At 61.3% G+C, this 13108-nt stretch carries 12 protein-coding genes and 1 tRNA gene; 9 read left to right on the forward strand and 4 right to left on the reverse strand.

Translation table 11 applies throughout. The features are described 5' to 3' along the window. Nucleotides 1–255 precede the first annotated feature (255 nt). From PI93_RS11805 to PI93_RS11820, 4 genes are all read left to right on the forward strand, one after another. Nucleotides 256–885, forward strand: coding sequence for a hypothetical protein (locus tag PI93_RS11805; RefSeq protein ID WP_052240564.1), 630 nt, complete (start codon nt 256–258; stop codon nt 883–885). A gap of 486 nt (nt 886–1371) precedes the next feature. Continuing rightward, the gene (locus PI93_RS11810; RefSeq protein WP_039368835.1) at nt 1372–2547 is read left to right on the forward strand and encodes a porin; all 1176 of its coding nucleotides are present in this window, start codon (nt 1372–1374) and stop codon (nt 2545–2547) included. 461 nt (nt 2548–3008) lie between these two features. Beyond that, nucleotides 3009–3221, forward strand: coding sequence for a 30S ribosomal protein S21 (rpsU, locus tag PI93_RS11815; RefSeq protein WP_010806331.1), 213 nt, complete (start codon nt 3009–3011; stop codon nt 3219–3221). Nucleotides 3222–3368: 147 nt separating this feature from the next. After that, nucleotides 3369–3842 (forward strand): WbuC family cupin fold metalloprotein, encoded by a 474-nt coding sequence (locus tag PI93_RS11820; protein ID WP_039368823.1) that lies wholly within the window; start codon nt 3369–3371, stop codon nt 3840–3842. 57 nt (nt 3843–3899) lie between these two features. Here the strand turns inward: PI93_RS11820 and PI93_RS11825 are convergent, their stop codons facing one another. The 4 genes from PI93_RS11825 to PI93_RS11840 form a co-directional block, all read right to left on the reverse strand. Beyond that, nucleotides 3900–4898 (reverse strand): hypothetical protein, encoded by a 999-nt coding sequence (locus PI93_RS11825; RefSeq protein ID WP_144400438.1) that lies wholly within the window; start codon nt 4896–4898, stop codon nt 3900–3902. A 474-nt stretch (nt 4899–5372) separates the two neighbouring features. After that, nucleotides 5373–6239, reverse strand: a complete 867-nt coding sequence (locus tag PI93_RS11830) for a CsgG/HfaB family protein (protein WP_052240563.1) — start codon at nt 6237–6239, stop codon at nt 5373–5375. 400 nt (nt 6240–6639) lie between these two features. Beyond that, a tRNA-Arg gene (locus tag PI93_RS11835) sits at nt 6640–6714 on the reverse strand. A 366-nt stretch (nt 6715–7080) separates the two neighbouring features. Beyond that, nucleotides 7081–7938 (reverse strand): alpha/beta hydrolase, encoded by an 858-nt coding sequence (locus PI93_RS11840; RefSeq protein ID WP_039368816.1) that lies wholly within the window; start codon nt 7936–7938, stop codon nt 7081–7083. Between the two features lie 125 nt (nt 7939–8063). Here PI93_RS11840 and PI93_RS11845 point away from each other — a divergent pair, with 125 nt between their 5' ends. From PI93_RS11845 to PI93_RS11865, 5 genes are all read left to right on the forward strand, one after another. Further along, on the forward strand, nt 8064–8846 hold the full coding sequence (locus tag PI93_RS11845; RefSeq protein WP_039368813.1) for an AraC family transcriptional regulator: 783 nt from the start codon (nt 8064–8066) through the stop codon (nt 8844–8846). A gap of 111 nt (nt 8847–8957) precedes the next feature. Further along, nucleotides 8958–9422, forward strand: coding sequence for a RidA family protein (locus PI93_RS11850; protein ID WP_052240562.1), 465 nt, complete (start codon nt 8958–8960; stop codon nt 9420–9422). Continuing rightward, nucleotides 9419–10810, forward strand: a complete 1392-nt coding sequence (locus PI93_RS11855; protein ID WP_039368809.1) for an adenylosuccinate synthetase — start codon at nt 9419–9421, stop codon at nt 10808–10810. Before PI93_RS11850 ends, PI93_RS11855 begins: the two co-directional genes overlap by 4 nt. Continuing rightward, a complete protein-coding gene (locus PI93_RS11860; RefSeq protein WP_201278437.1) occupies nt 10800–11420 on the forward strand; it encodes a pyridoxamine 5'-phosphate oxidase family protein in 621 nt (206 codons plus the stop codon). The genes PI93_RS11855 and PI93_RS11860 overlap by 11 nt, the downstream gene beginning before the upstream one ends. Before the next feature lie 255 nt (nt 11421–11675). Continuing rightward, complete coding sequence (locus tag PI93_RS11865) at nt 11676–13049, forward strand: MFS transporter (protein WP_039368806.1); 1374 nt, start codon at nt 11676–11678, stop codon at nt 13047–13049. Nucleotides 13050–13108 lie beyond the last annotated feature (59 nt).

Below are 13108 nucleotides of genomic sequence, written 5' to 3' on the forward strand. Positions count from 1 at the left end.
AGAGATTTCGGCCAACGCACGCTCACCTCGCTGAGAGGCTTCGAAGGTGTGTCGTCGGCCGACTGGGGGCAGTATTTTGCACTGGCGCCTGAGCTTCCCGAGGTCGCATCCGCTACACACCAGGCGCTCGCGGGGCGTTGGGCTTGCTGGCATAAGCTTTGCGGCGTGGTACGATCATTCGCATCCACGGGATTCAGATTCGTGGCTTCGATCCAATCCGGGCCCGTCGAGAGACGGGGATATCAGGAGGCCAGTATGTCTGTAGAGCAGAAGACGTCGCATCGCGGGTTCACCATCATCACCGTTCTCGAGCGCCTTTCGAAGGGACGTGCGCGGCTCTCCGCCAAGGTGCTCGCCAGCGACGAAGATCACAAGCGACGCCTCGGCGGCAAAAAGCTCCTGCAGGCCAAGCGCTGGTTCGATCACTTTGCGGACGATCTGGCCGCACCGGTGATCGCTGGACTCAAGCACACCATCGATCTGGAATTGGCCGCTGCCGCAAAGGCCGCGCCGAAGACGCCGGCCAAGCCGACTGCCGCCAAGCCCGCCAAAGCGGCCAAGCCCGGGAAGGCAGTGAAGGCCGCGAAGCCGGAAAAAGTGGCGAAGGCGACCAAGGCGGACAAACCCAAGAAGGCGGCGAAGCCGGGCAAGACAGCCAAGACGGCCGCTGCCACAAAGCTTGCCCAGGGACCGAGAGTCGGCAATGGGGCGCCTGCGGCTGTTGGCGCTGCCAACGGTGTGGCGTCGGAGACGTCAGCCAGCAGGGCCAGGCCGGTGGCCTCCGGCAGTGTCGCGAAGACGCGTAAGCGGGCCGCGCCCTCGGCACCTGTCGGAACGCCGGCACCCAAGCCGCTCAAGACAACGGCGCGTCGCAGCACGACCTAATAGCGATACGGCTCCACGCAGGCGAGCGGCGCATATCGGGAATGATTGCCGCAAGGTCTCAAGACTTACATCGAACGGCGCGCGCCAGTCTGGCGACGCGCCGTTTTTCATGGGGTCGATGAATCGAAGGCGATCGGATGGGTGAACGGGGGGCGGGCGGCGTTTCGCATATTGCTCGCATGATGGCGGTTATCACGGTCACCGAATCGTTTCCCATAGCCGCGTCATATGCCGCAAATTTCATGTGTTGCAAACGCACCACGCGCGTGCGGGATGCGTCACAGACATGTCAAAATGCCTCCGCTTCCCGATCACTAGCGGTGCTTTTTCCTTCGCAGGAAAGCACCGCTAGTCATTTGGTAAGCACTCCATTGCATATGCGGTTGCAGCAAAAACTGTCCTGGGGGACAAGCGCAATCGATATTGTCAGGAGATGTCCGCCGTGGCGGACCCCAAAAGTATAAGACCACAATCAAAGAGGAAACTATGAAGCGCTTCCAACTCACGGCGCTGGCTGCTGCCAGCTTTGCCGTCGCCACGCCGGCGATGGCCCAGAGCAACGTCACGCTCTACGGCGTGATCGACGCAGGTATCGGTTACGTCAACAATGTCGCCAGCGGTCTGAACGGCAAGGGCGCACACAATATCCAGGCCGTGAGCGGTATTGGCCAGGGCAACCGCTGGGGTCTGAAGGGTTCGGAAGATCTGGGCGGCGGTCTGAAGGCCGTGTTCGTGCTGGAAAACGGCTTCAGCCTGACCAACGGTGGCCTTCTGCAGAACAGCCGCATGTTCGGCCGTCAAGCATATGTGGGTCTGCAGAGCGCGCAGGCCGGCACCGTGACGATCGGTCGCCAGTACGACTCTGTGGTGGACTTCGTGAGCCCGATCACGTCGGCCAAGCAATGGGCGACGCAATACGGCGCGCACGTGGGCGACATCGACAACCTGTACAACTCGTTCCGCGTCAACAACTCGATCAAGTACACGAGCGCGAACTACAGCGGTTTCTCGTTCGGTGCGTTGTACGGCTTCAGCAACGAGCCGAACACGGGCAACGGCACGGGCTTCTCGCACAACAATGCGTTCAGCCTCGGCGCGTCGTATGCCAACGGCCCGCTCACGGCTGCCCTTGGTTACATGCACCTGGCAAGCCCGGGTACGGCCAACGGCAACGGCGCCGTGACGAACGATTACTCGAGCGCGACCGACATCTTCTATACCAGCGCTGTCGACAAGCATGACATCGCCGCCGCTGGCGTGTCGTACCAGATTCAGGCGGCTACGCTTGGCTTCGTTTACAGCTACGCCAAGGTGCGCTACACGAACCAGTCGTCGATTCGCGTGAACACGTTCGAACTGAACGGCAAGTACCAGGTGACGCCGAACCTGCTGGGCGGCGTGGCCTTCATCTACAGCGATGGCAGCGTGGGTGGGGCGACGGCGCTGTCGGGGATCAGCAAGGGCACGAAGCCGCGTTGGTTCCAGGTCAATCTGGGTGGGGTGTACGCGTTCAGCAAGCGCACGGAGTCGTACCTGACCGGCGTTTATCAGCGCGCGACGGGGGATGCCGTGGTGGCGGCGATCGATAACGTTGGCGGCCCGACCGGCGACGGCGGCCAGTCGCAGATCGCGGTTATTGCTGGCCTGCGCCACAAGTTTTAAGTTGGTTTTTCGGCTTGACCGGGGGATCGGCCGAAGCCCTTCCCACGGTGGCAACGGGCCCCGTCGGCAGCGGCGGGGCCCGTTGTGCATTGGGACGGGGCAAATCGTGTGCATTTCGCACACTTTCTGTGTATAATCACGACCTTGTCCAAAATATGGGCAGTGCGGGGAGTGGCGCTCACTGACGAACGATGAGTAGCCGCTTCGCCATCAATCAACCGTTCAGCCAGTCTGGAAGGCGCGATGCAGGGTTCGCGGTAGCGAGCGAGGCGTCGAATGCCAATCGGGAGATCGCAGAGGAGGTGAGTCGCGGTCCCGCCGGATGTGGTGTAGTGCAGTCCGTAGCAAGTCCGTTCGTCGCGCCTGGCAGGAGAAGTCTCCGGCAGGGCGGGGAAGGGTGTCTTTGCTCGGTAAGTTAAATGTCCGGCTCGTATGAGCCGAATCACTATTCGAGATATTGCATGACCAAGATCGTTATCAAAGACGGGGAACCCGTTGAAGTCGCACTGCGTCGTTTCCGTCGCGCTATCGATGGCACGGGCCTGATCAAGGAAGTCAAGGCACGTGCGGCTTACGAAAAGCCGACGGCTGAGCGCAAGCGCAAGAAGGCTGCTGCCGTGGCCCGTCTGCGTAAGCGTCTGCGCAGCCAGACCCTGAAGAAGAAGATGTACTAAGCACGTTGCTGCGCCATTGGTGCAGTGAAGTGTGAAGTCAAAAACCCGCCGCGAGGCGGGTTTTTTTATGACCGGAAGCGGCGTATCAGTTTGCTACACTCGTGGCCGTCGCGATCGCTTCGTCCCCTGACTCCCCAAGATTCCCATATGAAAACGCTGACCTTCGCTGCTCTCGACACGTTGACGCAACAAGCCGAGCAGTCCCCCCGTGCCCGCATGAACCAGAACTTGCACGAGTCGCTGGACGATCCGATTCAGCGCCTGGCGATTGCGATGGAGCCGGCAACCTATATTCGTCCGCACCTGCATCGTCAGACGTGGGAATTGCTGACGGCGTTGCGTGGCTGTTTTGTCGTTTTGACGTTCGATGAAGCGGGCATCGTCACCGATCGCAAGGTGCTCGGTGAGGACACGAGCGTGACGGAGACGGCAGCGGGTACCTATCACACCGTGCTTTCGCTGGACCCGGGGGCTGTGATTTTCGAAGTGAAGCATGGCCCGTACCGGCCGTTCGTCGAGTCCGACTACGCGAGCTGGTCGGCGCCGGCAGACACCCCGGAAGCGGCTGCCTTCATGGAATGGGTCAAGACGGCACAAGTTGGCGATCGCTGGGCCGCCTGAGGTCACGCGTAGCGACATCGTTTCAGGGGCGCGTTGTTCGGTGGCGTCGATGAGGCGTCAGCGCGTCCAGCCTTGAAATTCGATGGCCATTGCGAATAGCGCTTTGGTCGTCGCATCGACATCGGCACGCCGGCCGCCGCCTGAGACGTGGCGCACGGCCGACACGTCGGCAAGGCGTTCGGGACTGAAGCGCATGTCGCGGCGGGTGTCGTGTCGAAACGACGCGGGCGCGGCAGCCTGCAATTGCCAGACCGGCACGCCCAGTCCTTCGGCCAGATGGACATGGACGGCATCCAGCGAGATCACCAGATCCAGATTGTCGATGAGGGAAGCTTCGTCGGCGAGATCGTCACAATCCGTTCGCCAGTCGATCCAGTCGACGATTTCGGGAGGGATCGCGTCCGACCGAGGGGTGACGGGGCGTCCCAACGGCACCCATGAAACGCCGGGCACCCGAAGAAGCGGTGCCAGCGTGCTGAATCCTGATGCACTGGACGAGGTTGCTGCCTCGGCGGTGCAATCGAGGGCGTCCAGTCCGGCGAGGCCCACACAGAAGCCATGTTGAGCGGTGGCTGCCAGGCGATCGCGCCAGTGGCGCGAATGAGTGGTGGCAACACGAAGAAACGGGCGACCTGCATGTGCGGCGACGGCTTGCGGTCCTAGCACGTCTGCTAGCGTGCCAAGAGGGCATCGCAGGTCCCAGTCGGAGACGTCGCGGGGCATGCGTGAGAGCACGACAAGGCGTTCTCCTATCGACCATTCCACGAGTCGGCGCATATTCGCTGGGCCGATAAATCCGACTTTTCCGAAGCGCGCGGCCGCGACCTCAAGGTGGCGGAGCTGGCTCACTCTTCGTGCATCGTCGGCGGCTCCGATGATCAGGAGGTGTTGGTGGAGCGTGTCGCCGCCACCGGTCCAGGTGGGCAGAGGGCAATCCGGGTGAGGGCTAAGCGCAGCACCGACCTGTGCCCAGGCGTGGGAGATGGCGTTGGCGGCAGGACTGACTCCGGCATTGGACGGCGAGAGCTGAGAGGCGCGCTGCGAAGGCTTCGTCATGCGAATCCTGGCATCGAGAGGAGAAGAGGGGGCAGAATTCACCGCGAATGAAAGTGGACGCGGAGCGCAGCGCCTACAAAGGACAATGGGGCGTGTTGAAAATGATAGAGGAGCGTGGGTGGAGGCGTCGCACGGTACTTTTGCCTGCGGGAACGATCCATTTGCCGGACGGCAAAATATTTGAAGTGCGAGGCGGAAGCGGAGGAGATCCACGGGTGCGCGGGCACGAACCATGGCGCTAACCACGAGATGAGACGGCAGAGGAGGGAGGAGGTGTTCAGGAGAGGATGGAGGCGGACCGGGGCCCCTTCCTGCTGCGAGTTGGGTCTATGTCTGAGTGGCGGGAAGGGGCCCCGGTCCGCCTGGAGGACGGAGGGAGAGGCACCGCCCCCGGCAACTGAATCACCGATATCGCAAAAAACTAACCCCAAACCCGCGCAAAAACGCGGGTTTGGGGCGAGACAATCCGCGAAATTACTTCTTCTTTTTCGTGGACTTGCGGGCTGGTGCCGGCGCGTCGTCGTCTTGCACGGCGAGTTGACCGCCTGTGCCGAGGCCACCGGCGACGGTTTGTTGCTTGTAGTTCTTCACCGCGCGAACAACGTTGTTGTACGAGTCGGTGAAGGCGGCAACGATAACCTTGCCTTCGGCGGTGTTCGAATAGCCGCCGAGCGAGCCGCCGGCCGAGCTACCGATGATACGGCCGAGTGCGCCGAAGTCCATGCTGGTGGCGCTGCCTTCGGCGGCGGCGATCTGGACACTGGAGCGGTTATCGATGACGGTGAGAAGCGTGCTGGCTTCCTTCGAGTTCATGCTGCCGGCGAGTGCGCCGATGGCCGAACCGATGCCACCCGGCAGGAGGCCGGCGATGCTGGCACCTGCACCACCGGCGTTATTGTTCGTGAACGTGATCGACGGGCTGATTGCGTAGTCTGCGGCGACCATCTTGCCCTTGCCGAAGTTCGACTTGTTGCGCAGTTCGCCGGAGTCTTGCAGGGCACGCTCACCCATGATCGTGTTCATACCGCGACCGCGATCCACGACGACGAAGCAGTTCGACTGTTGCACGAGCAGTTTGAGGACTGGCACGGTCGAGCCGAGCTTGTACTGGCCGGTGAGCACGCCATACCAGGGGGCAGTCGTGTCTTCGATCACGGCGATCGTGCCCAGCGGGCGGTCGCACTTTTCAAGCGAAGGGTTGGCGTTGTCGGAGTTCGCGCCGCCGGCCGAACCGGTCGCCGCGGTCTTGGCGCTGCTGCTCCCCATGTTCATGGACGAGCAACCCGCCATGATGCCGGCCGCAAGCAGCAGGCCCGTGATTTTTACGAGATGGTGTGCCATTTTCCTAGTTCTTTAGAATGTTGTTCTGGAAATTGGCGGCGTTGCCTGCCCGGATTCACTCCGGGTTTCGGCCAAGTCGGTGACGCCGCCGTATGCCAGGAGTCCAAAAAAGCAGGAGTAAGAAGCGAACTACGGTAGGACTCCTATGCTGAAATGCTCCGTAAGAACATTCCGCGCCGCATGCTAGCACGGGGATAAATCGCCAGTCCCCTATCAAAAATCATGGGGATTACGAATGGATTAGGGCGCCGCTTTCATGGGGATTAAGCGAGGATTAGGTGGAAACCATGAGTATGGTGTGAGACTCATGACGTCCAGCCGCTGACGGACGTAAAAAAGCCCCGTCAGGCAAAGGCCGAGCGGGGCATTTCGATCATGCTTGGGTGCTGGGTGAAAATCTTGGTCCCCCCGACAGGAATCGAACCTGTATCTAGCGCTTAGGAGGCACTCGTTCTATCCATTGAACTACAGGGAGAGACTGCATTCTATCCATTGACGCGACGTCCTTTGAAATCAAGGGCATCGCCTTATTCCGCGAGGTTTCCCGGACAATGGCGATACCCCTAACGTATCACCCCGAACCACCCCGCAACCTGCTGCTTCGCGCCTTTCCTGCTTCAAATTTGCTTCCGAACGTAGGGCTGATGCCATCCATTCCGCAAATCTGCGCATGTCGGCCGTTCAGGCCCAACGCGAGCGCAAGAGTATAGCAAAAACGTGTCGCTGCCCCTACTCCCCTGGACGGAGAGGCGCGTTGGGGTGCATGTTGGGGGGCGGGTACGTTCCCTCCGACTGGACTTGTCCCTCGGTGGGACGTACACGTAATCCCGCAATCGCGCGATCAGCCCTTTCTGATCATCTCGAGAATCGCCGTGGATAGGGCGCTGCCCGCCTCGCCGACCCGATCGACGGCGTCGAAATGGTGGCCATCGCGTTGTCGCACCACTTGTACGTCCAGGCCGTGGTCGTCCAGCAGTGTTTGAAACTGTGCCTGCAGGCGGTGGAATTCATCCGATTCATCGCCTCCCACGCTGAGGATGTACGGCAGAGGCGCACGCGGAAGGTGATGAATCGGGCTGAAGTCGGCTACGTCGTCCCTGTCGAGCTGAACCGCCCGATTCAGATAGCACAAGCGAATCGGCTCAAGATCGTAGAGTCCGCTGATCGCACATGCCCCTTTCACCAGATTCGGGGGCGCATCGTGAGGCACCCAATCCGTACCGGCCAGTGCGGCCGTCAAATGCCCACCCGCAGAACTGCCGCAAACATAAATCGCATCACGGTCGATCTCCAGGGCTGCGGCGTTGCGATACAGATGCAAGACGGCCTGACGATTGTCTTCGACGATATCCGCCATGCGGACATCGGGTGCCAGTCGATAATTCACAACGACAAAATTAATGTCGTGCGCCTGATACAAGCCGGCGAGCGAGCTGAAATCGGATTTGTCGAGCGATTGCCAGTAGCCACCGTGAATGAACACCAACGTCGGTCTGCCCGGCCCCTTGGCCGGGAACAGGTCGTACGTCTGCTTCGCGTCTTCGCCATAGGCGACGTCTGCCCTGTAGACGTTGGCGCGACGAAACGCTTCGCCTGTGCGAGCCCAACGCGCAAAGATCTCCAGATGATCCGGAATGCCTGCGCGAACGTTGTACTGACGGTCCAGTGCCTCTTGATCAAATGAACGGTAAACCGGCATGCTAGCCTCACTAATCGGAATTGAAATCAATGTCGCGCCGCCTACTGACGACGCAACTTCCGAATCTAAAAGAGGCGCGGTGAAACGACGCGCGAACAAGTGTCAAGATATGCAGAGGTTACGCCATGTTCGGAAAGAGTGAGGACCGCAACGACTACCAGAACATTGCGCGTCCCGTCGGTGGTATGGCGCGCGATTTGCCAGATCGATTCTTCATCGATTTTCACGAACACGTCCGCGGACAACTCGTCTACGCAATCACGGGGTCCATCGTCGTCACCACGTCGAAAGGTACCTGGGTGGTGCCGCCTCTTCGTGCCGTTTGGGTGCCGCCTGGCGTGAGGCACTGCATGCAGGCGGTGGGCGCCATCGAGATGCGCACCCTCTATTTCGCCGCAGATCGTTCGCCGCTGAGTACCGACGATTGCTGCGTCATCTCGGTGTCGCCGCTGCTGCGCGAACTCATCACCGCCGTGGCTCGCATGCCCGTCGAATATGCGCTGGGAAGCCGGGATGCCGTCGTAGTGGAGTTGCTGTTTCACGAGATTCGTCCGCTGAGCATCGAGCCGTTACACCTTCCAATGCCGCAGGACGAACGCATCGCACGCATTTGCCGGTGGATTCTTGCGAACCCGGCGGAGGAAACCTCCGTGTCGGCCTGGAGCAAGGTCGTTGGCGCGAGCGATCGCACCATCATCCGACTGTTTCCGGAACAAACCGGCATGACATTCACACGCTGGCGACAACAAGCGAGACTGCTCGCCGCCGTTCAGATGCTGAGCGCGCAACGCTCTGTCACCGACATCGCCTCATCGCTCGGCTACGACAGCACCAGCGCATTCAGTGCCATGTTCCGCAAGGCACTGGGCTGCACGCCGACGGAATTTTTCCGCCCCGCAGACGCCTGATTTCGATTGGCGTAATCGCGACAAACGTCTGCGTGAGCGCTACATTTTTCCCGCATTCGATCCTCCAGAATAAATGGACAGCCGCACCCGCGGTTGCCTACTGGAGATCCTATGAACCTCTATGAACGTATCGGTGCCGCTGGATTTGAACTGCCGAATCTGACGGTCGGGGCGGCGCCGTTCAAACCTTTCAAAGTCCACGGCAACACGTTGATCGTGTCCGGCCAACTGCCAGTCAAGGCGGGGGCGCCCGTCTGGGTCGGCAAGGTGCCGTCCGACGTATCCGTCGACGATGCACGGCACGCCGCAAGGCTCTGTGTCATGAACATTCTCGGATGGGCGCACGTGGCGACTGGCGGGCGGCTCGAGCGCATTGAGAGCGTGCTGCGTGTCGGGGGCTTCGTGGCCACCTCCGAAGGGTTTGCCGACGCACCGTCGATCGTCAACGCAGCGTCGGAACTGCTGACCCAGATTTTCGGTGAGGCCGGTGAGCATGCGCGAATTGCAATTGGCGTCGCCAGCCTGCCGTTCAACGCACCGGTCGAGGTGGAAGCGACTTTCGCGCTCGCCTCATGAGCACGCGCGACGGATACGCCGACGTCCTCGTCGGCCTGCAATACGGGGATGAAGGGAAAGCGAAGGTCGTCGACCGACTCGCTGCCGGCTACAACATCATCGCCCGGTTCAACGGAGGGGCCAATGCCGGACACACGGTCGATACGCCACAGGGCCGCGCCCGGCTCGCGCAAGTGCCGTCGGGTGTGTTTCATCCGGAGGCGCTGCTCTACATCGGGTCGGGGTGCGTGGTCAGTCTGATCAAACTCGCAGACGAAATTGAGTCGCTTCGACGCATCGGCGCCCGGATAGCCGGGCGCTTGCATCTGAGCGAATTGTGCCCGGTCATCCAGCCGGCGCATCTCGATTTCGACGTCGCCCACGGTGCAGGGATCGGGACGACCGGAAACGGCATCGGGCCGTGTTACGCCGGTCTGTCGATCCGTTGGGAACACGGCACGCGAGCGGTGGTGCAGATTCGCGATCTTGTGGCGGACGAGGAGGGCGCGTTCGCGCAGATGGCCCACTACGCGTCGCTGCATGCCAACATACCTTCGGCTCAAGTGGCTGCGGCTTCCCGCATCGCCGACATGAGAGCCGCATGGCATGCGATCCGGGACACGGTCGACATCGTCGATTCACGATGGATGACGCAGAACGTCAAGCGGGGCGCACGTGTGCTCTTTGAGGGAGCGCAGTCCGTCATGCTCGATGTCACCGCAGGACAACAGCCGTTCGTGACCTCAAGTCATACAGTGCCGGCGTTTGCCTACGTCGGCGGGGATCTCTCCCACCGGTATCACCGCAAGACCATCGGGGTGGCCAAGGCGATCGTCTCGCGTGTCGGTGCCGGGCCCTTTCGTGCGGAGTTCGGCGGTGAACGGTCGTCCCGCTATTGCGCAGACGCCGCGCTGCGTGGGATCGGTTGGCGCGAGGAGCGGGATCGCTTCGAGCCCGAAGAGATGCTCGGGTCGGAAGACGCGTTCGACGTTGGCGTCGCCCTTCGCATGTTGACCGGAGAGTATGGAACGGGCAGCGGGCGGCCCCGGCGCTTGGGGCGGCTTGACATTGCAGCGCTTGCCGACGTGGTCGAGCGTCACGGCATCGACGAGATTTACCTCAACAAGTGCGATTGCCTTGCTTGGTTTGCGCGCACGCGCGACGGCACGATTCCCGTACTGATCGGACCCGTCGGGGACGATGGCGGCGAACCGGCGATTCGTGATTTTCCGGCGTTCGATGCCCTCGCGGACAACGTGCCCGACTTCGCCGCACTGCCGGCGCCGCTACGACAGTTCGTCCTCGCGCTTCAGGAGGCAATGGGATGCCGCATCGCCGGCATCGGGATCGGTCCGCAGCGAGACCAACTACTCACCCTTTCAGAAGAGGATGTCAGGCATGGCACCTGATTATTTCGATACGCAAATGCGCCGGACCGACCTGGCGTGGACCGATTGGCCCGCCGTCGAAACGTTCTTGCGCGATGAGCTGATCTGCCGCGTGGCGGTGAACGACACGCCGTTTCCCTACGTCGTGCCGCAAAGCTTCACCTTCACGGGTGACGCATTTCTGATTCACTGCTCGCGGTTCGGCAGGTTCTCCCGGCTGCTCCATGAAGACCCCCACATCGGCATCGCGATCGATCGGCCGGTTGCTTTGCTCAAGGCGCCTAAAGGACAAAACACCAGTCTCGAGTACTACAGCGTCATTGCGCGATGCAAGGCGATCACGCGTCTGGACACTCAGGACGTCATCGCCCATCAGAACGAAGCCTTGGGCAAGTTCCGGCCAGAGAAGGACTACACCGCTATCGAACCGGGCGCGGCGAATCAGATCGTTGCCATTCGGTGCGAGATCGAAAGCCTCAGCGCGAAGAAGCGAATCCTGGCGGACGGGCAGTATTCGCCACCAGGGCAACCGCAGGTGCCTTACCTCCGGTATCCGTTCGAGCGCGGTGCGAGCGTCTCCGGTCTGCCGGAAGAGGCCTTCGATCCGCATCGCTTCAGTCGTGTGAAATAGGCACGAACAGGCACAACTAGGCACAAATAGGCCTGTCGAGTTGCGACCGCGAATGCACTCGAGCATTCGCGGGGTAAGGACAAAGGCAGGAACAAGCGCTGGCGGATGTCGCGTCGTTGCATCTTGGCGTAACTGCGATTGCGGACGACATTTTCCAGCGCGCCCTCCTAGTTTTGGCGCCCGATATTGATGCAGCCGGTACCGATTCGCGGTCCCGGCGTGTTCAACGGGATGGGTCGAAACTTGGGAGGGTGTATGAAAATGCATTCGATTGAAGTAGGCCGTGCTACGGCTGCGCAGCGCCTTGAGCGCTTGCCTGTCTGTGGGTATCACCGATGGTTGTTTCTCGTGATTGCGCTGGCGTTCTTTTTCGACAATATCGATCTTGCGACGATGACGTTCGTGCTCGGCTCGATCAAATCGGAGTTCGGTCTTTCCAATGTGCAGGCCGGAATGATCGGGAGCGCGAGTTTTGTCGGCATGGCTATCGGGGCAATCTGCTCCGGCATGGCCGCCGACCGGTTTGGACGCAAGCCCGTGTTCCAGATCAGCATGGTGGTCTGGGGACTGGGCAGTCTGCTGTGTGCGACCGCATCGGGGCCGGCGGAACTGGGGGTGTTCCGTTTGCTGCTGGGCATTGGCATGGGAATGGAACTGCCCCTCGCGCAAACGCTGCTGTCCGAGTTCATCCCGGCCGAGCGACGCGGCAAATACCTCGCCCTGATGGACGGCAATTGGCCCATTGCGTTTATCAGCGCCGGACTGCTTTCGTATGTCGTGCTCGCGCACCATGACTGGCGAGTCTTGTTCGCGCTTGAGGCGGTGCCCGCCCTGTTCCTGTTCATCGTTCGACGTTATGTGCCGGAGTCCGCCAGGTGGCTGGAATCGCAGGGGCGATACGAAGAGGCAGACGCCGTTGTCTCGAAAGTGGAGCGCTCGGTGATGCGCCGCCTCCAATTGGAGACGCTGCCCGCGATCACGCCCTGCGAACCCCACGCGCCACCTGAAGCGCGTGGCATGCGTGTCATCTGGTCGTCGAGCTATCGCCAGCGGACCCTGGTCGTCGGGGCGCTATGGTTTTTCGCACTGCTCGGGTTCTACGGTCTGAATACGTGGCTCGGTGCGTTGCAGCAGGCATCGGGCATCGTGGTGACCCAGTCCGTGCTCTTCACGGTGTACATCTCGCTTGGCGGTATTCCGGGATTCCTTGTCGCCGCGTGGGCCGTCGAGCGGCTGGGGCGAAAGATGACCTGCGTTGGCACGCTCGTAGGCGGCGCGTGTGCGACCTATGTATTCGGATGGGTATTGCAGGCGGGGGCGGCGCAATGGTCGATCTATGCTGCCGGGGCCAGCATGCAGTTCTTTGCTTTCGGTATGTGGGCAATTCTGTATGCCTATACACCGGAACTGTTCCCTTCACGGGCCCGTGCGACCGGCTGCGGCTACGCCTCGTTCTGTGGCCGGATCGGTGCGCTGCTGGGGCCGACGCTCGTGGGCGTTATCGTGACCTGGTCAAGTCGCGATGCGGTGTTCCTGTTCGGCGCCATTTGCTTTGGCATTGCCGCCGCGTGTGTCTGGCGCTTCGGTGTGGAAACCAAGGGCGTTCATCTGGAGGCCGTGTCGAAATAAGCCGCAGGCGTGACGGTGTGACGGCGTGACTTCCGGTCGCGCCTGCTTTTCAAGACGTC

This window comes from Pandoraea fibrosis (assembly GCF_000807775.2).
In the GTDB taxonomy this organism is placed as follows: Bacteria; Pseudomonadota; Gammaproteobacteria; order Burkholderiales; family Burkholderiaceae; genus Pandoraea; species Pandoraea fibrosis.